Raw genomic sequence first — 19,844 nt, forward strand, 5'->3', positions numbered from 1 at the left:
CTGACTGCACGTCGCGGATGAGCTGCGACCGCGAGAAAGGGAAAGTCATGTTCGACTCGAAAGCACGTCGTTCGCTGGCGGTGATGCCCGCTGTCGTGGCGCTCTTCGCGCTCGCCGCGTGCGCCGCACCCTCCGGAGACGACAAGGCGAAGGACGGCGCGAACGACGCGGCCGCCACGCGGTTCGTGACCTGCCTCACCGGTGAGGGTCAGACCGCGAAGATCGTCGAGGGCGGCCAGGTGGGGTTGCTGATGCCGGATGTCGCGGGGGGCGAGGGAGCCCTCGGCACGCTGAGCGACAGCACCGCGACGATGGGCGCGGGCGACGGCGAGGAGATGGCGATGTCGATGATCTTCTCGGACGACGACGGCACCTGGCTGGCGTCGACCGCGGCGTCGGGCTACCCGGAGGAGGGCGGTCAGCGCGCGGCCTGGGAGAAGTGCGAGGAGAAGGTCCCCGAGTTCACGCAGCCGGAGCCCGACATCTCGGCGTCGGGGTCGCAGACGCAGATGATCTCGCCGGAGGAGATCATCGAATCGGGGCTCGCGTTCGCCGCCTGCGCGCGGGACAACGGCTTCACGGACTTCGCCGACCCCGACGCGGACGGCATGCTCACGCTGCCCGTCGGCATGACGGAGGATGAGGCCCGCACGCTGCTCGAGGCCTGCGCCGACTCGGCGGGGGAGATGCCGCCCATGTTCACGCAGGAGAGCATCGAATCCGCCGACTTCGACTGGTTCGCGCTGATGGGCGAGTACTTCGAGGGCGCGTTCTCGGTCGCCACGGTGCTCCCGTCCGGGGGCGAGGAATGACCCGCCGCCTGACCAAGGTGCTGGCGCCGGTCGGGGTGCTGCTCGTGGCGGCGGCGGTGACGCTGGCGGTGCTGCAGCCGTGGAGCTCGGTGGCCCAGACGCCGGACGAGAAGGAGAAGCCGGTCACCGCCGAGGCCGAGCTCACCACGCTCACGTCCGACCTGCGGCTCAACGGCAGTCTCAGCTACGGGGCGTCCATCGCCCTGCCCGGCCGCGCCGGGACCATCACGCGTCTGCCGAAGGCCGGCGAGGTGATCGGCGTGGGGCAGGCCATCTACGAGGTCGACGGGAAGCCCGTGATCGCCATGCGCGGCGACCGGCCGTTCTGGCGGGACCTGGGCTACGGCGTGGAGGACGGCCCCGACGTGCGACAGCTGGAGCAGGCGCTGGCCGACCTCGGTTTCGGTACGGACATGACGGTGGACGACGAGTTCACGCGGGTCACCGAGGCCAACGTGAAGGCGTGGCAGAAGTCCCTCGGCGTGACGAAGGACGGCGTGGTGAAGCTCGGCGATGTCGTCGCGATCACGGCGGCGTCGGTTCGCGTCGAGTCGGTCACGGCCAAGCTCGGCGACCCGGCGGGAACGAGCCCGCTCACCTACACGAGCACCACGCTCCGGGTGGTCGCCAAGCTGACGGATGCCCAGGCGCGCGAGATCCTGCCGGCGACGCCGGTGACGGTGATCCTGCCCGACGGCACCGAGGCGCCGGCCACCGTGACGGCCGTCGACCCGGGCGGTCAGCCGACCGGGAAGGAGGGGGAGACCACACCGGCCACCGCGAACATCGAGTTCGACGACCCGGCCGTCGCGGAGGGCATCGGGCTGCGTGCGGTCAAGGTGGTGTTCGCGACCTCGGAGGTGAAGGACGCCCTCGTGGTGCCGGTCACCGCCCTCGTCGCGACGACCGACGGCGGCTACGCGGTCGACGTCCTGCGCAAGGGCGGCAAGGTCGAGCGCGTCGCCGTCGAGGTCGGTCTGATCGCCGACACCAAGGTGCAGGTCACCGGTGGTGACCTCGCCGCGGGCGACGCCGTGGTGGTGGCGCAATGACGCCGGACACCGTCGTCGAGCTCGTCGACGTCGTGAAGGAGTATCCCGGCAACCCGCCGCTGCGCGTGCTGCACGGCATGAGTCTGGCGATCGAGAGCGGCGAGCTGGTGGCCGTCGTGGGGGCATCAGGATCGGGGAAGAGCACGATGCTCTCGATCATGGGCACCCTCGACGACCCCACCAGCGGCACCGTGCTGATCGACGGGACGGATGCCGCGGCGCTGCCGGAGCGCGAGCGTGCGGTCCTGCGCGCTCGCCGCATCGGGTTCGTGTTCCAGCAGTTCTTCCTGCTGCCGGCGCTGAGCGCGGTCGACAACGTCGCGCTCGGACTCCTCTACTCCGGGGTGCCGGTCGCCGAGCGCGCGGTGCGTGCCGCGGCCGCCCTGGAACGTGTCGGCCTGGGCGCCCGCATGAAGCACCGGCCGGGGCAGCTCTCCGGCGGGGAGCAGCAGCGTGTGGCGATCGCGCGGGCGATCGTGGGGAGCCCGTCGGTGCTGTTCGCCGACGAGCCGACCGGAGCGCTCGACTCCACGACCGGCGAGCGCATCCTCGAGCTGCTCACCTCGATCGCCGATTCCGGGACCGCGGTCGTGATCATCACGCACGACGCGCACATCGCCGAGCGCACGCAGCGGCAGGTCAGCATCCACGACGGTCGCATCGTGAGCGACACGGGTGCGCGCGAGCGGGATGAGGTCGCGGCATGAGGCGCAGGGGGGAGCGGATGCCGCGGCTCAGCGTCGGCGACAGCATCCGCACCGCGCTCATCGGGCCGCGCAGCCGCAAGATGCGCACGGCCCTGTCGGCGCTCGGAGTGGCGGTCGGCATCGCGGCACTCACGGCCATCACCGGCATCGCCGCGTCGAATCAGGCGGAGCTTCTGGCGAAGCTCGACGCGCTCGGGGCGAACATGATCGTGGTGCAGCCCGGGTACGGGCCGGACAACAAGCCGGTCGCGCTGCCCGCATCGGCAGCCGGGATGATCGAGCGGGTCGACGGCGTCGAGGAGGTCGGGGTGCTGGAGAAGGTGCCGGACGGCACCGGGGTGTACCGCAACGACCTCATGCCGAAGAGTCAGGGCAACGGGCTGACCGCGTATGCCGCGAGCCCCGACTTCCTGTCGTCGGTCGAGGGGTCGGTGGCGAAGGGCGCCTGGTTCGACGAGACCGACCGTTCGCTGCCGGTGACCGTGCTCGGAGCGGCGGCCGCTGCGCGGATGGGCATCACGGAACCGGGGGTGCGGGTGTGGATCGGGGAGCAGTGGTACACCGTGATCGGGATCCTCGACTCGGCCGGTCTCGCCGAGTCGATCGACGCGAGCGCCTTCCTCGGCGACCACTGGGCGGCCGAGCACGTGTCGGCGAAGGGGGACGACACGATCGCCGCGATCTACGTGCGGATGGCCGATGGCGACACCGGGGAGAAGATCCGCGACGCGATCGCCCGTGCGGCGAATCCGTCGTCCCCGTATGTGCAGGTGACCGGGCTCGGCGACCTCGCCGGCGCACGGGACACCGCAGATGACTCGCTGTCCGGCCTCGCGGTCGGTCTCGCCGCGATCGCTCTGCTGGTCGGAGGGATCGGCATCGCCAACACCATGGTGGTGGCGGTGCTGGAGCGGCGCGGCGAGATCGGACTCCGGCGGGCGCTCGGCGCGCGTTCGGGGCAGATCGCGGGTCAGTTCGTGGCGGAGGCGATCGTGCTCGGCGGCCTGGGGGGCATCGCCGGGGTGATCTGCGGGGCGCTCGGCGTCGTCGCGTACGCCTCGATCCAGGGGCAGGCGGTGACGATCCCCCTGGTGGTGCTCGTCGGCGGCCCCGTCGTGGCGCTGGTGGTCGGAGTGATCGCGGGTCTGTACCCCGCGGTGAGCGCGGCACGGCTGTCGCCCACCGCGGCCCTGCGGACGGTCTGAGCCCCCGGGTTCGCCCTGATCGCGCGCGGGAGTATGTTCCGGTCGCACCTCCTGTCGCTTCTCGTCGTTGCGCCCAGGAAGTGCGACTGGAACGTGCGGCCGCGTGACGGAGGCACTACGGGGAGCAGAAGACGCGAAGACGAACGCCGCATTGCTGCGCGGCGCTCCACAGACCGGTGAGCAGGACATAAGCCTGGGTGGCATGCGGCGCCGGGTCGTCCTTCTCCAGTTCCGCGCGGAGTTTGCGGATCGACAGGGAAGCGCCTGCCACCACCCACACTTCACGTTGGTAGGAGTGGGATTGGATGCGGCTGTCGATTTCTTGCCAGACCTCGGCTCCGGTCCGGGTGGGCCCGCCCCAGGGGAGGCGAATACGCGGGGCCGTGCGCTGGGACTCCTTCCATTCCTTGCCCCAGTAGTCGGTGCGGGGCCGATCGACGTTCCCGAGGGTGAGGTATCGCAGATTCTTGATCGCCTGGCTCGCAACGACGTGGAACGCGCCGGCCGAGAGCTCGCTGCCGGTGGAGATCTTGGTCTTCTTGTTCTTCTTCTTGGTCGCCTTCGCGTGGATGAAGGCGACGGCGGCGTCGTCGTAGGCGATGAAATCCGCGATCTCGGCGGAAAGGTCCGTGCATATCAAGAACGTCGAGCCTGACGTGAACCGCTTCGGTACGAGGGTGTTCTCGATGATGCCGAATACCGAGTCGGTCGGCCAGTGCCCCGTGGGGTTCGGGTTGCCTTTCTCCTCCAACGCAGCGGCCAACGTCTGTTCGGACTCAAGGATCCCCAGGATGCCGTCGCCACCCGTGCGCCTATCCGCGAGGTCCCAGAAGTAGCCGTTCGAATAGACGGAGCCGGACGCTGTCGCCACTCGGAAGGCCTGCGTGAGGTTGATCGTCGCGAGGGTACCGCGACCATCCTCTGGGGCCAGGTCGGCGGTCAGATCGTCGAATTCCGGGGAGGAGACGCGGTAACGGCGTCTGCGCGCATCCCAAGAGATGAAAGCACGGATATCGGATCCGCCGACCGAGATCGAGAACCCGCCGTCGGGATCCACCGCACTCCCCGTCTCGTCGCTCAGGTGCGCTGCGGCGTCGGGTGTGACGGCGGTGGCCATCCACTCGGGATCCATGTCGAGGAGCACGTGGAGGGGCGTGGGGTCCTTCGGCGGCGAAGTCTCGGAGGCGTAGCGGTTCAGGGACGGCGCCGCATCCGCCGTACCGTTCAGTTCTCTCGCTCTCGCCGAAACCCAGGCGTGGAACGACTCGAAGGACGTGTCGGCACCGTTCTGACGATCGTGGATGCGGCTGTTCTTCGTGCCAACGTAGCGGGCGACGCGGGGCGATTCGGGCGCGTCGTCGGATACGACGGCCTGCGCGTTCGTCCACGCGTAGGCCGAGGCCCCGATCTCCGATGCCACGTTCCTCAGGTCCCTCGCTCGCAGGCTCCGTGAGCGGATGGCGTCACGGCTCAGATCCGAGTTGATGAGCGACACGCTCGTGACGGTAGCGTTCCCGGGCAGTGTCCGGTGGAGGCTCGCGACCTCCGGTCGACGGAACGCGGAGACGAGGCAACGCGGTGCTGCGCCTTCACTGTCGGCATAGAAGACGAACCCATCGTGCTGGATCAGTGTCGTGTATCCGACCCGCGTCTCGATGTGGGAGGCATTCGTCAACACGGGCGAATTGTTGAAGGAGACCCAGGCGATAACGCGGGAATTGGCGTATCCGTCAGGGGTGAACGGACCGTAGACCTGACGTTTCGCCTGCTGCCACTCCCCGACGATGGATTGGACGAGAGCATCGAATCCTGCGGATGTGAGGGGGGTGGAGGCGTCAGGAGCGGCTCGGTCTTCGTCGCGCCATACCCGAACGTTCGCCGCGTAGGCGAACTCTCTCCAGAGATCGGGGGAAGCGAAGTCGAGTCCGCGCCGGAACCGGCCGCCCCAATATGTGTTCTCCGGTTGGCTTCGGAGAAGATTGGACGTGAGCGTCGCGAAGGTCGTCGGCGCGGAGGTCGCTTTCTCGTCGTAGGCCTTGTAGCGTTCCCAGGCATCACGCGTGGCCGCGATGTCCGGAGCGAGTATGAGAGCGGGCGACGGTCCGTCGAGGGACGGGTTGCGGAGGACTCGACCGATTTGCTGGATCGTCGACCGGTCGTCCGTGAAGGGGTCATGGAGAGCCAGGATGCGGAGATCGGCGTCGTCGAATCCCTCGCGAAGCTTGAACTGGTGAACCCAGAAGCGGTGAAGGGGCCGTTTACGTCGCGGGGGGACGGCCGGCTTGAGGTCGGGGCTCCCCGATTTCTTGAACTGGTCATGGAAGCCGATCGCGGTCTCGCCGCGCGCGTGGAGCGCCTCGACGACTCTCTCTACGGCATCGCGTCGATCGCATCGGATCAGGACGCGTTCCTCTGGCGCGACCCCGCGGGCGGTCAGATCGCTGAGGAGCGCAGTCACGAACGCGGCCGGTTCGGTCTCGGGGCCGAGAGACGCGAATTCCGGAACACGGAGGATGCGCTCCTTCTCGGCTTCGCGGTGACGGAAGCGGTAGTGGTGCCCACTTGCGATGTCGAAGGATCGGTTGTCGTTGCGGAAGGCCGTCGCCGTGAGCAGGCACGTCTTCACTCCCATGCCGCGGATCGCCTGGGACCAGAGCGTGGAAGGCTCGTAGTGACACTCGTCGATGACGGCGTAGTCCACGTTGCGGAAGGCCTCACGCATCACTTCTGCGTCACGCCCACAGAGCTTCCATGCCGCGTGGGCCTTCGCGATGGTGCCGACCCAGATTCGTCGCTGCGCCGCCCCCTCGCGCAACCGGTCGAGCCACTCCGACGCCGTGGGGATCGCGACGACCGTCGTGCTCGCGGGAGGCGAGAGGCCGAGGCTGGTCCATTGGCGTCCCGACAGGTCATCGAGCAGCTGCCTGGACAGCGCCTTCCAGGGGGTCAGGACGACGACGTCGCGAGTGAGGACGCCCACGCGGGTGACCACGTCGGCGATGACGGCGGTCTTCCCTGTTCCGGTCGGCATGGACACGAGCGCCGAACCCGTCGCCTCCGAGTCCCCCAGGTATCGCTCGAAGGTCGAGGCGGCTCGGCGCTGGTGCGGCCAGAGGGGTAAGGTCGGCGGGTCCTCGAGAGCCAAGTCGTCGTCCACTTCTGTCGGGTCAGCGGGAGCTCGCCGGCCGGCTCCCCGTTGCATCCGTTCCGCTCATCATGTCGTCGAATCGCGATGCGAGCACGGGCGACACGCGTGAACACCGCCGAGCGTGGCGAAACGCCCCGACCGGGTCGAGTGACCCGGTCGGAGCGTCCCGTCTCGCTGGGCGAAGATCAGCTGACCTTCTTCCGGTAGGAGATGATCGCGAAGACGTAGGCGACCACGAGGATGCCGACGCACCAGGCGAGGGCGACCCAGATGTCGTTGCCGACGGGCTTCTCGGCGAACAGCGCCTGGATGGTGTTCACGATCGAGGTGACGGGCTGGTTGTCGGCGAACCACTGCACCGGCGCCGGCATCGTGTCGGTCGGCACGAACGCCGAGCTGATGAACGGCAGGAAGATCAGCGGGTACGAGAACGCGCTCGCGCCGTCGACGGTCTTGGCGTTCAGGCCCGCGATGATCGCCAGCCAGGTGAGTGCCAGGGTGAACAGCATCAGGATGCCGATCACGGCGAGCCAGGCCCAGAAGCTCGCTCCGGTGCGGAAGCCCATGAGGAATCCGACGCCGAAGATGATCGCCAGGGTGATGGCGTTCGCCGTCAGCGACGTGAGCACGTGCGCCCACAGGACGCTCGATCGGGCGATCGGCATGGAGTGGAACCGCTCGAAGATGCCGCTCTGCATGTCGGTGAACAGCCGGAACGCCGTGTAGGCGATACCGGATGCGATCGCGATGAGCAGGATGCCGGGGAGCAGGTAGTTCACGTAGTTCTCGGTGCCGGTGCTCTGCTGGAGTGCACCGCCGAAGACGTACACGAACAGGAGCATCAGCGCGATCGGGGTGACCGCCGTGGTGATGATCGTGTCGGGGCTGCGGAAGATGTGCCGCATGGAGCGGCCGGTGAGTGTCGCCGTGTCGGCGGCGAAGTGCGTGGTCATGCTGCGTCCTCCTTCTTTTCCGAGGCCTTGGGGCCGATGAGGGTGAGGAAGATCTCCTCGAGGGTGGGCTGCTTCTCGACGTACTCGACCTTCGCGGCCGGGAGCAGCTTCTTCAGGTCGGCGAGGGTGCCGTTGGCGATGATGCGGCCCTCGTGCAGGATGGCGATGCGGTCGGCCAGCTGCTCCGCCTCATCGAGGTACTGCGTGGTGAGCAGCACGGTCGTGCCGGTGTGCGCCAGCTCCTTGACCACGTCCCACACCTCGATGCGGGCTTCGGGGTCGAGGCCCGTGGTCGGCTCGTCGAGATAGATGACCTCGGGGTGTCCGACCAGGCTCATGGCGATGTCGAGCCGACGACGCATGCCGCCGGAGTAGGTGCCGACCTTGCGTGCGCCGGCATCCGTCAGGCGGAAGGTCGCCAGCAGGTCGTCGGCGACCTTGCCGGCGTCGGGCAGGTGCCGCAGCTTCGCGACGAGCACGAGGTTCTCGCGTCCGGTGAGGATCTCGTCGACCGCGGCGAACTGTCCCGTGAGGCTGATGCGCTCACGGACGCCGACCGGGTCGGTGGCGACATCCACACCCTGCACGGTCGCCGTACCGGCATCCGACTTCAGCAGGGTGGAGAGGATGCGCACGATCGTCGTCTTGCCGGCGCCGTTCGAGCCGAGGAGGGCGAAGATGCTGCCCTTCTCCACCTCGAAGTCGACGCCGCGCAGCACGTGCAGATCCTTGTAGGACTTCTCGATGCCCCGCACCGAGATGGCGGTGTTCGTCATGATTCGTTCTCCTTCTTCTTCGCGTCGTCGAACGCCTTGATGAGGCGTGCGCGCTCCTTGTCGATCCACTGCGTTCCGCCGTATGCGCGGGCGTACTCCTCGGCGTACTCGACGGGGTCGTCGCCGACGATCGAGCTCACCGGGGTTCCGTCGAGCGCGGCGCGCTCCCACAGGTCGGCGAGGTCGAGGAACATCGTGACGATGGTGTCGCCGTCGGTGATGCCGCCGTAGTACATGTAGTACCGGTACTGGGCGTTGGCGACCTCGCGGTAGGGCGAGGGGAGCGCGTCGATGCGGGCCTTCGCCTGCTTGTACTGCTTCTTCTGCTCGAGCGATCCGGTGAGCGCTTCGATCCACTTTGCGGCCATGATCAGTTCTCCTCGTTGTTCGTGTTCTTGCTGTCGGTGTTGTTCGTGTTCAGCTGTTCGATGTGCGTCCTGAGGAAGCTCCAGGTGTTCCAGAACTCCTCGAGCTCCTGCGTGCCCTGCGCGTTGAGGGTGTACACCTTGCGGGGCGGACCCTTCTCGCTCGGCACCTTCTCGACGTCGACCAGGCTCTTCTGCTCGATGCGTACGAGCAGGGCATAGATCGTGCCCTCGGCGATGTCGGTGAATCCGTGGTCGCGGATCCGTGTGGTGATCTCGTACCCGTATGCCGGCTGCTCGGCGAGGAGGGCCAGAACGATGCCCTCCAGAGTGCCCTTGAGCATCTCGGTCATCTGCTTGCCCATCGGTCTCTCCTCTCCTTCTCGGTTGAGTACTCAGTGTTGCTGGGTACCGGTACAAAGTAACACTGAGTACCGGTACTTAGCAACACCGAATACCAAACTTCTTTCAGAGAGTTCGGTGGCGAGCCGAGTCGGGGTTTCCGGGCGCGCGGAAGGGGCCGCCGGCGGACCGGCGGCGCGCGAGCCCGTTCGCTACGGGAACATGCGGCCGAGCAGCGACAGATCCTCGTCGCGCAGCGCCCGCGTGATCACGGCGGCGGTCGCCGGTGACATGTCCTTCTCCAGACGCTTCCACAGCCACCGCGCGGCACCCAGGTCTGCGGTGGCGACGGCGGTCGAGAACGCCGCCACGCCGTCGGAGTAGGCGATGGTCGAAGACCCGGGTTCGGCTTTGTACGGCGAGTAGATGTCGACGAACGGAAGCGTCGGATCCGGGCGCAGGTAGAGGACGTCCCCGGGTGCGATCGGCTCAAAGCCGCGCACATGGTTGAAGCTGCCCACGGTGACATAGTCGACGCAGAAGCGCTCGCCGATCGCGATGAGGCTGTCGCCGGCCTGCACTTCGTACGAGAAGATCTCTCCGTCGGCATCCAGGGTCACGGGTCCGCGCGCCAGCTCCGACTCGCCCATCTCGACGAGCTCGCCCAGGAGCTTGGCATGCATCGTTTCGCCGTCGTCGCTCCCGATGTTGATGAACGCGTTGGTGGTGCAGTCGCCGGGACCGCCGGCGGGAACGCTGATGCCGTCGCCGAGGGAGACGAGGTTCTCCCGGGCCGGATCCTCGGCGTCCGCGGCGCGACTCGTGGGGGTCGTGGAGGGCTCGGCGGCGGCGAAACGCTCCGATGCCCAGGAGGCGACACCGAACACTGCGGGCGCGGCGCTGACCACAGCGGGGGCGGCAGCAGCGACCAGCCCGGCGACGGCCACGACGACGACGGCGGTGGTGATCTTGGTGGAGCGTTTCATCCCCGTCAGCTTGGCATGCGCCGCACCGGGGCGCTAGGGCACGAGTCCGGTCAAGTGCGCAGGTACGCGAGCACGGCGAGCACACGCCGATGGCCGCTGTCGCTGGAGGCGAGGCCGAGCTTGCCGAAGATGTTGCCGATGTGCTTGCTCACCGCGGTCTCGGTGACGAACAGCCGCCCGGCGATGGTGGCGTTGTCGAGTCCCTCCGCCATGAGGCCCAGCACCTCGCGCTCGCGGGGTGTGAGCGTCTGCACCGGGTCGTCGGCGCGGCGGCGACTCATCAGCTGCGAGATGACCTCGGGATCCATCACCGTGCCGCCGGCGGCCACGCGGTGCAGGGCATCGACGAACGACGCGACCTTGCCGACGCGCTCCTTGAGCAGGTAGCCGAGGCCGTCGGCGCCGGCCGCCAGCAGCTCGCCCGCGTATCGATCCTCGACGTACGCCGACAGCACCAGCACCGGGAACCCGGGGCGGCGGGCGCGGGCTTCGGCCGCGGCCTTCAACCCCTCGCTCGTGAAGGTGGGCGGCATCCGCACATCGACCACCGCCGCGTCCGCCTGATCGAGGAGGTCGAGGAAGGCGTCGGCGTTGTCGACGGCCGCGACGACCTCGAATCCCTCGCTGCGCAGCAGCAGCGCCAGACCCTCCCGCAGCAGGGTGTCGTCTTCGGCGATCACGATCCGCATGGCAGCTCCGCTCTCAGGATGGTGGGTCCGCCGGTGGGACTCGTGAGGTTCAGTGTCCCCTCGAAGGCTTCGATGCGACGACGGATGCCGGCGACCCCGCCACCGGGACGCTCGACCGCGCCGCCCACGCCGTCATCCTCGACCGTGATGAGCAGGAGTTCGCCCTCGCGCTCGACCCGCACGGCCGCCCGCGTCGCCTCGCTGTACTTGCTGACGTTCGTGAGCGCCTCGGCGACGACGAAGTAGCTGGCGGACTCGACGGCCGCCGGCACGCGCCCCACCTGGGTCGTCTCGATCGTGCACGGGACGACGCTGCGCCCGGCGAGGGATGCCAGCGCCCCCTCGAGTCCGAGCTCGTCGAGGATCGGCGGATAGATGTCGTGCACGGTGCGGCGGAGTCCCGCGAGTGCATCGGTCGCGGCATCCTGCGCTCGCCGGAGAGGCTCGAGCACGTCGCCTCCGGTCTCCTGAGCACGCTCCGCGATCCCGAGCATCATGACCACGTTGACCAGGCGATTCTGCGCGCCGTCGTGCAGGTCGCGCTCGATGCGGCGGAGCTCGGCCGCATGCGCGTCGAGCGCGGCGGCGCGACTGAGGGTCAGGGCGTCGACGCGGGCGGCGAGGCGGGACTTCTCCGGTGTCGCGAGCAGGTTCGCCGAGACGAACGACACCAGGCGTGCGACGGCGGGGATCAGGAAGACCGAGAGGGCGGCGTAGACCGCCGCGAGCAGCGGCATCGTGGCCGCGAGTTCCCAGGACGTGACGGGGTAGACCGAACCGACGGGGTCATCGGCGGGGGCGAACTGCCAGTAGTAGGTGATGGCGAGGGTGTTGACCGCCGCGACGGGCAGCGAGATCGTCAGCAGTGAGACGAACAGCACGGGGAGTCCCTGCACCGCGAGCCACAGGACGTCGCGGCCGGTGGTGCGCGAGAACGCGAAGCGCAGACGGTCCTCGATGGTCGACGAGGGCGGAAGCGCACGGCCGATCGGCGCCAGCTCCTCGCCGCGGTAGGCGCCGACCCGGCGGCGGCTGAGATCCGTCCACCGGTGCAGGCTCTGCACGGCCTCGGGCATCAGCAGCACACCGCCGGTGATGATCATGAACGGGAGCAGGACGATTCCCAGGCAGAGGAACACCACGGACGCGATCGACACCACCGCCTCGACGGCCAGGTATCCCCACGCGCGCAGCCAGCGCCGCATCCGTCCGTCCTTCACTCCCACAGTCTGCCCGAGCGGCCCGGGCAGCGCGGTATAGCCAGCACCACCATCGATGCGGCAGAGAGCGGGATGGGATGCCGCGCCGGCCGTCCCTAGCGTCGAAGCATGACCTCCACACCACTTGCTCTCGCCGTCGATGCGGGGCCTTCCGAGGCGCTGCGCCTGCAGTCCGTCGTCAAGACCTACGGCGCAGGCAGCAACCGCGTCACCGCTCTGCGCGGTGTCAACCTCGCCATCGCGAAGGGCACGTTCACCGCGATCATGGGTCCGTCCGGCTCGGGTAAGAGCACGCTGCTGCACAGCGCTGCCGGACTCGACCGGCCGAGCAGTGGCTCCGTGCACCTGGGTGGCACGGAGATCTCGGGGCTCAAGGCCCGTCAGCTCACCGCGTTCCGCCGCGATCACGTGGGCTTCGTGTTCCAGGCGTACAACCTGCTGCCGGCCCTGAACGTCGAGGACAACATCACGTTGCCGCTGCGCCTCGGCAGCCGTCGGCTCGATCCGCAGTGGCTCGACTTCCTGCTCCACGCGGTCGGCCTGAGCGAGTTCCGGCGGCGGCGTCCCTCCGAGCTCTCCGGCGGTCAGCAGCAGCGCGTGGCGATCGCCCGCGCCCTGATCACCCGTCCGCACGTGGTGTTCGGCGACGAGCCGACCGGCGCACTCGACTCCCGCGCCGGGAAGCAGGTCCTCGACCTGCTCGCGCATACGGCGCGGGAGCTGAACCAGACGGTCGTGGTGGTGACGCATGACCCGGTGGTGGCGTCGCACGCCGACCGCGTGATCTTCCTCGCCGACGGGGCGTTCGCCGGATACCTCGACGGCGCCGACCCCGCGCAGATCAACGAGCGCATGAGCGCCCTCGGGGAGTGGTGATGGCCAAGCAGTTGGGTACCGGCCGGCTCGTCCGTGCGGATCTGCGCCACCACCGGGGAAGCTTCGTCGGCGTCGCGGTCGCAGTGTTCGTCGCGAGCGCGCTGGTGACCGGCCTCGGCGTCCTCGTCGAATCCGGCATGCGCGGCGGCCTGGCCCCCGAGCGCTATGCGGCGGTCGACGTCGTGGTCGGCGCGCCGCAGCAGGTGGATGTGCCGGAAGATCTGCCGGTGCCGCTCCGGGAGCGCGTGCCTCTGCCGGACGAGGCGCCGCGTGACGTCGCCGCCGTCCCGGGCGTCGACCGCGTCGTGATCGACGTGACGGTCCCACTCGGCGTGCACGGGGCGGATGCCGGAGCCGGGGAGTCCGCCCCGGTCGAGGCCCACCCGTGGGCGGCCACCGCGCTGACGGGCTTCGAGCTGCGTGAAGGCCGAGAGCCCGCGGCGGCGGACGAGGTCGTCGTCGGCGCGGGAAACGGTCATGCCGTGGGGGACACGGTCGTGCTCGCGCACGGCGGCATCCCGTCGGAGTACCGGGTGGTCGGCGAGGTCGCGGCGCCCGTCGCGCCCACCAGAGCGACGCCGGTGTTCCTGACCGAGCAGCGGATCCACGAGCTCGATCCGCACGACGGCGCCGCGCAGGCGCTCGGCGTGTTCACCGCGGATCCGGAGCGGACGGCGACCGCGATCGAGGAGGCTTTCCCCGGGCTGATCGCCCGCACGGGCGACGGCCGCGGCGACATCGAGTTCCTCGACTCCGGGGCAGCGCGGTCCACACTCGTCGCCATCGGCAGCGCCTTCGTCGGCACGTGCATCCTCGTCGCGATGTTCATCGTGGCGGGCACGCTGTCGTTGTCGGTGCAGTCGCGGCGTCGCGACTACGCACTGCTGCGGGCCGTCGGAGCGAGTCCTGCTCAGGTGCATTCGCTCGTCGCCCGCGAGGTGCTGACGGTCGCAGCGGCCGCCGTGCTGCTCGGTATCGTCCCCGGCTACCTCCTCTCAGGCATGCTGCAGTCCGCGTTCGTGGCCGGCGGTGTGATCCCGGGCGACTTCGCTCTGGCGGTGGGCCCGCTTCCCGCGGTGGGCGCGGTGCTGCTCGTGCTCGCGTCGGCCTGGGGTGCGGCCCGTATCGCCGCCGCTCGGGTCGCGAAGCTCGATCCGGTCGAGGCGCTGCGCGAGTCGGCGACGGGTGCACCCGCGATCGGTCTGCCGCGCATCATCACCGGGCTCATCCTGGCGGGCGCGGGTGTCTCTGTCTCGACCGTGCCTCTCGTCGTTCGCGGCCAGCTGGCTGCGGGCGCAGCTGCGGGTGCGGCCATGCTGCTGATCATCGCGCTCGCCGTGCTCGGCCCGTGGCTGGTGGCGTTGAGCGTGGGCGCGGTCGGCGCGGTACTGCGTCGACTGTCCTCCGCGGGGTTCCTCGCCTCGGCCAACGCCGTGGCGAACAGCCGACGCCTGGCGTCGGCGATCCTTCCCATCGCCCTCGGCATCGGGCTCGGGCTCGTGCAGATCGGGGCACCGTCGATCATCGCCGCGGAGGCGGCGACTCAGGCGAGCGCCGGAGTCATCGCCGACCTTCGCGTGACGGCGCCGACCGGGCTCGCATCCGAGGCCATCGACGTGATCCGCTCGACCCCGGGGGTGACGGAGGCGTCCGGCGTCGCGATGAGCACCGCGGTGCTCGACTCCCGCGACCTCGAGGGGAAGCTGGAGAGGGCGGAGCACGTGCTGCAGGGTATCGATCCGGACGAGGTGGGGAACAGTCTCGACCTGCGGGTACGAGAGGGCTCACTCACGGAGCTCGACGGTGTGACGACGGTGGCCGTGAGCACGGATGCCACCCAGTCGCTGGGCGTGGACCTCGGCGACACGGTCACCGGCCACCTCGGTGACGGCTCTCCGCTGCAGGCGACGGTGGTCGCGGTTTACGAGCGCGGGCTCGGCTTCGGCGATCTCACCATGGCCGCCGATGCGGTCCGGGCGCACACCACGGCGGGCCTCGACGCGTTCGCGCTCGTGGCGGTCGCTGACGGTGCCGCGGACGATGTGCGCGCCGCTCTGGGCGAGCTCGGCCTCGTCGTCACCGACGGGCCGGGCCAGAAGGCCGCAGGGGCCGGAGCGCAGTCGCAGCAGGGGTGGGTGAATCTCATCGCCCTGCTCGTGATCCTCGGCTACATCGCGATCGCCGTCGTCAACACCCTCGTGATGGCGACGGGCGAGCGGTCTCGTGAGCTGGCGCTGCTGCAGCTGATCGGCTCCTCCCGCGGTCAGGTGCGCGCGATGATGCGGATCGAGGCCGTGCTCGTTGCGGTCGTCGCGATGGTGTTCGGCGTCGTGGTCGCGATCCCTCCGCTCATCGGAGTGAGCATGGGCATCTCGGGGCAGCCGGTGCCTGCCCTCCCCGTGGTCGGGTCGCTCGCCATCATCCTGTCCATGGGGGCACTGGCGCTCGTGGCCCTGTGGATCGGGACGACGGCGACGATGCGCACCCGTCCGATCGACGAGATCGGCTCGCGCCAGTAGCGCTCCGGGCCGCCGTCGGCTACGTCTTTCGGACGTCGAGCACTCTTGTCGCGGCAGCCGTCGAGACGCTTCCCCCGTGAGTTGGGTTGTGCGCGCTTGACGTCTCGATCGCGATCACGGTCTCATCGCCTTCGGCTCCCGACGCGTCGGTGGCCGCAGATGCATCGTGGCGAATGCCAGCACGAAGAGTGAAGGAACGAAGAGACGATCGTCCGGCGCGTAGCCATTCGTGGAGGGCCACTCGGGCTCGGCGTCGTGAACGGGCCCGGCATCGCCCACGAAGTACGACAGGACCATGCCGATCGCAGCCAGGCCGAGAAGAGCGAGGAACCACGCCCCATGGTGGAACCACCACCGACGCGCCGACCGCACGATGCGCAGAGGAAGGCCGATCACGAACGCGGCAACCGTGACCAGGGCCGATCCGATGGCGAAACCGATGACCTGCAGCCCTTCCGTGTACCCGGATGCGGTGGTCGCCCAGAACGCGATCGCGATGTACGTGATCAGACCGGTGAGAAAGATCTGCGCCGCCACCAGGCCCCAGTCCCGGGCAGACATCGACGTCTCTTCCTGAACTGGCGCTCCGGGCTCCACGGACTCGAGCTGATTCTGGGCGGGCACAGTCGAATCGTAGAGGACAGGATGTCCGAGCAGAAGAACGATGCCCGCGCTCCGCAGGGGTGAAGAGCAGGGATGAAACCATCCGATGCCGCTCGTCGTTCCGCGGCGTCTACCTCCGGCGATCGTCCCGGTCCATGCCCCGTCGCCGCCACGGTCCGGTGATCCGCGCCCAGAGGCTCGGCGGCGCATCCTCGGCGTCGGACGGGGCGGGCAGCGCGACAGCGAACTGCACGAACTCCTCGGCGCCGTGATGCACCACCCGGTAGAGCGCGGTGCCGATCAGCACCCCGAGCGCGATCGACATGACGGAGATGAGGGCGGTGGCGAAGTCGGCGAGGCCGTTGTCGGTGGCGACGGCCTCGGTGAGCCCGACCAGTCCGGCGGCACCGGGCACCAGCAGCCAGAACGCCGGGAGGAACGTCAGCTGCGACGGAGCGCCGTGCCGGAGACCGGCGATCCAGAACACGACCGGAGTGACGGCGACGGCGCCGATGAACCCGCCGACGGTCGGGTCGATGAACTCGGTGCCCGCCCACTGGCCGACGTACGCGACGACCAGTGCGAGCAGCACCCAGCCGAAGGTCGAGGGCGGCGCGGAGAAATGCAGGTAGTTGCCGAGGGCGAAGATCAGGATGCCGATGGCGGGAACCCACCACGGCAGGAACGACGACGCGTCGAGCGGTTCGTAGGAATGCGACTCCACCCCCACGACTGCACCCGCGGCCAGGATGCCGAAGGCGAGCAGGGCGAGCTGCACGAAGCCGTAGACGAGTCGCGAGGCGCCGGAGATCATCTGCCCCGCGGCGAGCTCGACGGTCGCGGTCGTCAGCACACCGCCGGGGAGGAACGTCACCAGCGGCGCGATGAGCAGACGGATCGGGTCGCCGATCTCGATCACCTCGGCCAGGAGGAAGACCGCCGCCGCGCACACGAACGCCGCGGCGATGGGCAGGATCAGCTGCAGGGTCGGCGAGCGCACGAGCTTCAGCAGGCCGATCCCGAAGCCGAGGATGAACGCGACGATCACTCCCTGCCAGGTCGGGGCGAGCAGCAGCGCGAGACCGGTGGTGAGGATGGCGTGCCCGAGCGTGCGGGTGAACCAGCCGAGCCGCGGCTTCATCGCGCCGATCTCGTTCAGTCGTCGGATGCCGTCGATCGGCGGGACGGCCCCGGCACGCGCCCGGCCGATCAGCTCGTACAGTGCGGCGATCTGGTCGAAGCGGAACGACGCGTTCGTCGCGGAGCGGATCGCGACCCGGGACTCGTCCGACTCCCCCGTCTCCACGATGATGATCGTCGGCAGCACCACGAAGTCGGTGTCGTCGCCGCCGTTCGCCCGCGCGACGTCGGTGATGGTGTCGCGGATGCGGTCGACCGACTCGGCGGACGCGTTCATCCCCTGCGCCAGCCCGAGCAGGAACTGGCGCAGGGCGGAGCGGTCGACGACCTCGGTCATGTCACGCGAACAGGAACGACAGCGTCACCCCGACGATGATGGCGACGCCGATGTAGACGAGGTTCGGCAGCTGGAACGAGTGGTCGAAGACGAACTTGCCCATCTTCGTCGTCCCGGTCTGGTCGAACGCCACCGTGGCGACCTGGCTGCCGTTGGCCGGCAGCGTGTAGATGCCCATGGTCGCGGGCCAGAGGCCGACGAGGAGCGATGCCGGCAGTCCGATCGTGATGCCGATCGGCACGATGGCGTTCGTGGCACTCGACTGGCTCGTCGTGAGCATCGCGACCGCGAACAGCGCGAGCGCGAAGAGCAGCGCGCCGAGGAACGCCGACGATCCGGAGACCACCGAGCCGAGCCCGTCGACGATGAGCTTCTGGTTCGCCGCGACGAAGGTGTTGGCGAGCCACGCGATACCGAAGAGGGCGATGGCTCCGACGATGCCGGCGGGGAAGGTGGGCTGCTTGGGGACGTCAGCCGCCTTCACCTTGCAGAAGACGAAGATCAGGGCGGCGATGATGCCCATCGTCACCTCGATGATGACCGTGACGCTGAGCCGCACCGGGTCGCCCGCATCGTCGGTGCCGATCACCGGACGCAGGTTCTCGAACAGGCCGAAGAACACGATCACCGCGACGCCGGCGAGGAACAGTGCGGCGGACAGCACGGCGGTCGGCGCGAGCTTGTTCTCGTGGGCATCGACCGTCGGCGGCTTGATCTGGTGGTCGGCCAGGCGGCGCTGGAACTCCGGGTCTTCCTCGAGATCCTTGCCGTGGCGCATCATGACGAGCGCGGCGACGAAGAGACCGGCGATGGAGGCCGGCCACATGATGAGCAGCAGCCCGCCGAGGTCGACGCCCTGCGGAGCGAGCAGCACCACCATCGAGGCGGTGGCGGCGGAGACGGGCGAGCACAGGATGCCGACCTGCGAGGCGACGGCCGAGACCGAGAGCGCCCGCTCGGGACGGATCTTCTGCTGGTACGAGACGTCGTAGATCACGGGCAGCAGCGGGTAGAAGATGTTGCCCGTGCCGGCGCCGACCGTGAAGAGGAACGACATGGCCGGAGCGAGGAACACCACGGATTTCGGCTTGCGGCGGATGACCTTCGCGGCGACCGACACCATCCAGTCGATGCCGCCCGCCGCCTGCATGGTCGACGCCGCGGTGATCACGGTGATGACGATGAAGACCGCGTCGACCGGAGCGTTGCCCGGTGCCTCGCCGAAGAAGAAGATGAGGATGGCGACGCCGACCAGTCCCCAGACGCCCAGGCCGATCCCGCTCGTGCGGGTGCCCATGTAGATGGCGCCGATGACGATGATCAGCTGCGCGATGAGGATCCACACGTTGTCGTTCATGACGACGGTCCCTTCACGATCGGGGCGTTCCCGGTGAGCACGGTCGTGGGCAGCTCGGTCTCGACGATCTTCCCGTCGATGGCCTCGACCCGTAGCGCGAGCGCGTTCTCGACCGGGCTGATCGCGGTGACGAACTCGGAGTTCTCGAAGTGCAGCGACTGCAGGTTGCCGACTGCGTAGCCCGTGGAGAGCTCGCCGCTCAGCAGGGACGCGTGGAAGAGCGGGCGGCGCTGGTCCTCGGCGTCGTAGTGCGGGCAGAAGCTGCCGTGCAGGAACCCGAGTCCCTCCGGCAGGACCTGGAGGGTGGGGCCGTAGCTGTCGGTGGTGCCGCCCTCGAACCAGCAGATGCCGCCGGCGCTGCCGCCCGTGAAGACGACGTTCGAGTCGGGGTCCTCCCACATCTCGCGCATGATCTCGTCGAGGCCCTGGCGCTTCCAGACGTCGAGCATGTTCGCCGTATTGCCGCCGCCGACGTGGATCACGTCGAAGCCCTTCACGTAGCCCGCGAGATCGTCCACCGCCCGATGGAAGAGCGGCAGGTGGTGCGGCGCGCAGCGGTCGGAATCGTAGGTGGAGTAGAAGCTCACGATGTACGCGGCGTCATCGCCGGTCGCCGTGCCGACGAAGAGCACCCGGGGGCGCTCCTTGCCGGTGAGTTCGAGGATGTAATCGTGCGTCGGATCGTTCCGCCGCTCCATCATGGCCTTGCCGGCCCCGGTTGCCACCACGTGAGACATGCCCCCACCTCTCGACGACT

The 19,844-nt window shown here is 69.0% G+C and carries 18 protein-coding genes; 6 read left to right on the forward strand and 12 right to left on the reverse strand.

Annotation, left to right across the window (positions count from 1 at the left end):
* Positions 1 to 47 precede the first annotated feature (47 nt).
* From MME74_RS00875 to MME74_RS00890, 4 genes are read left to right on the forward strand one after another with little or no spacing between them, the layout of a single operon-like run.
* Complete coding sequence (locus MME74_RS00875) at positions 48 to 812, forward strand: hypothetical protein (protein WP_267416756.1); 765 nt, start codon at positions 48 to 50, stop codon at positions 810 to 812.
* Positions 809 to 1,864, forward strand: coding sequence for a peptidoglycan-binding protein (locus MME74_RS00880; protein ID WP_267416757.1), 1,056 nt, complete (start codon positions 809 to 811; stop codon positions 1,862 to 1,864). Before MME74_RS00875 ends, MME74_RS00880 begins: the two co-directional genes overlap by 4 nt.
* On the forward strand, positions 1,861 to 2,571 hold the full coding sequence (locus MME74_RS00885; protein ID WP_267416758.1) for an ABC transporter ATP-binding protein: 711 nt from the start codon (positions 1,861 to 1,863) through the stop codon (positions 2,569 to 2,571). The genes MME74_RS00880 and MME74_RS00885 overlap by 4 nt, the downstream gene beginning before the upstream one ends.
* A complete protein-coding gene (locus MME74_RS00890; protein WP_267416759.1) occupies positions 2,568 to 3,776 on the forward strand; it encodes an ABC transporter permease in 1,209 nt (402 codons plus the stop codon). The genes MME74_RS00885 and MME74_RS00890 overlap by 4 nt, the downstream gene beginning before the upstream one ends.
* A 115-nt stretch (positions 3,777 to 3,891) precedes the next feature.
* Here MME74_RS00890 and MME74_RS00895 read toward each other — a convergent pair whose 3' ends face one another.
* The 8 genes from MME74_RS00895 to MME74_RS00930 form a co-directional block, all read right to left on the reverse strand.
* Entirely contained in the window at positions 3,892 to 6,933 is a 3,042-nt protein-coding gene (locus MME74_RS00895; RefSeq protein ID WP_267416760.1) for a DEAD/DEAH box helicase, read from the reverse strand.
* 176 nt (positions 6,934 to 7,109) lie between these two features.
* On the reverse strand, positions 7,110 to 7,877 hold the full coding sequence (locus MME74_RS00900; protein ID WP_267416761.1) for an ABC transporter permease: 768 nt from the start codon (positions 7,875 to 7,877) through the stop codon (positions 7,110 to 7,112).
* A complete protein-coding gene (locus tag MME74_RS00905; RefSeq protein WP_267416762.1) occupies positions 7,874 to 8,653 on the reverse strand; it encodes an ABC transporter ATP-binding protein in 780 nt (259 codons plus the stop codon). Before MME74_RS00905 ends, MME74_RS00900 begins: the two co-directional genes overlap by 4 nt.
* On the reverse strand, positions 8,650 to 9,021 hold the full coding sequence (locus MME74_RS00910) for a DUF1048 domain-containing protein (protein ID WP_267416763.1): 372 nt from the start codon (positions 9,019 to 9,021) through the stop codon (positions 8,650 to 8,652). The genes MME74_RS00905 and MME74_RS00910 overlap by 4 nt, the downstream gene beginning before the upstream one ends.
* A gap of 2 nt (positions 9,022 to 9,023) precedes the next feature.
* On the reverse strand, positions 9,024 to 9,383 hold the full coding sequence (locus MME74_RS00915; protein WP_267416764.1) for a PadR family transcriptional regulator: 360 nt from the start codon (positions 9,381 to 9,383) through the stop codon (positions 9,024 to 9,026).
* Positions 9,384 to 9,572: 189 nt separating this feature from the next.
* Positions 9,573 to 10,346, reverse strand: a complete 774-nt coding sequence (locus MME74_RS00920) for a LysM peptidoglycan-binding domain-containing protein (protein ID WP_267416765.1) — start codon at positions 10,344 to 10,346, stop codon at positions 9,573 to 9,575.
* Positions 10,347 to 10,396: 50 nt separating this feature from the next.
* A complete protein-coding gene (locus MME74_RS00925; protein WP_267416766.1) occupies positions 10,397 to 11,035 on the reverse strand; it encodes a response regulator in 639 nt (212 codons plus the stop codon).
* The gene (locus tag MME74_RS00930) at positions 11,023 to 12,255 is read right to left on the reverse strand and encodes a sensor histidine kinase (protein ID WP_267416767.1); all 1,233 of its coding nucleotides are present in this window, start codon (positions 12,253 to 12,255) and stop codon (positions 11,023 to 11,025) included. The genes MME74_RS00925 and MME74_RS00930 overlap by 13 nt, the downstream gene beginning before the upstream one ends.
* A 108-nt stretch (positions 12,256 to 12,363) precedes the next feature.
* On the opposite strand from MME74_RS00930, the gene MME74_RS00935 reads away from it, so the two are divergent.
* Complete coding sequence (locus MME74_RS00935) at positions 12,364 to 13,131, forward strand: ABC transporter ATP-binding protein (protein WP_267416768.1); 768 nt, start codon at positions 12,364 to 12,366, stop codon at positions 13,129 to 13,131.
* Positions 13,131 to 15,650, forward strand: coding sequence for an ABC transporter permease (locus MME74_RS00940; RefSeq protein ID WP_267416769.1), 2,520 nt, complete (start codon positions 13,131 to 13,133; stop codon positions 15,648 to 15,650). The genes MME74_RS00935 and MME74_RS00940 overlap by 1 nt, the downstream gene beginning before the upstream one ends.
* 114 nt (positions 15,651 to 15,764) lie before the next feature.
* Here MME74_RS00940 and MME74_RS00945 read toward each other — a convergent pair whose 3' ends face one another.
* The 4 genes from MME74_RS00945 to MME74_RS00960 form a co-directional block, all read right to left on the reverse strand.
* Positions 15,765 to 16,274: a hypothetical protein gene (locus tag MME74_RS00945; RefSeq protein WP_267416770.1), complete on the reverse strand. Its 510-nt coding sequence runs from the start codon at positions 16,272 to 16,274 to the stop codon at positions 15,765 to 15,767.
* Positions 16,275 to 16,383: 109 nt separating this feature from the next.
* Entirely contained in the window at positions 16,384 to 17,730 is a 1,347-nt protein-coding gene (locus MME74_RS00950; protein WP_267416771.1) for a threonine/serine ThrE exporter family protein, read from the reverse strand.
* Between the two features lies 1 nt (position 17,731).
* Positions 17,732 to 19,087, reverse strand: coding sequence for an anaerobic C4-dicarboxylate transporter family protein (locus MME74_RS00955; protein ID WP_267416772.1), 1,356 nt, complete (start codon positions 19,085 to 19,087; stop codon positions 17,732 to 17,734).
* The gene (locus tag MME74_RS00960) at positions 19,084 to 19,824 is read right to left on the reverse strand and encodes a peptidase E (RefSeq protein WP_267416773.1); all 741 of its coding nucleotides are present in this window, start codon (positions 19,822 to 19,824) and stop codon (positions 19,084 to 19,086) included. Before MME74_RS00960 ends, MME74_RS00955 begins: the two co-directional genes overlap by 4 nt.
* Positions 19,825 to 19,844: the final 20 nt, after the last annotated feature.

The sequence above is a fragment of the Microbacterium oxydans genome, assembly GCF_026559675.1.
Classification (GTDB): domain Bacteria; phylum Actinomycetota; class Actinomycetes; order Actinomycetales; family Microbacteriaceae; genus Microbacterium; species Microbacterium oxydans_D.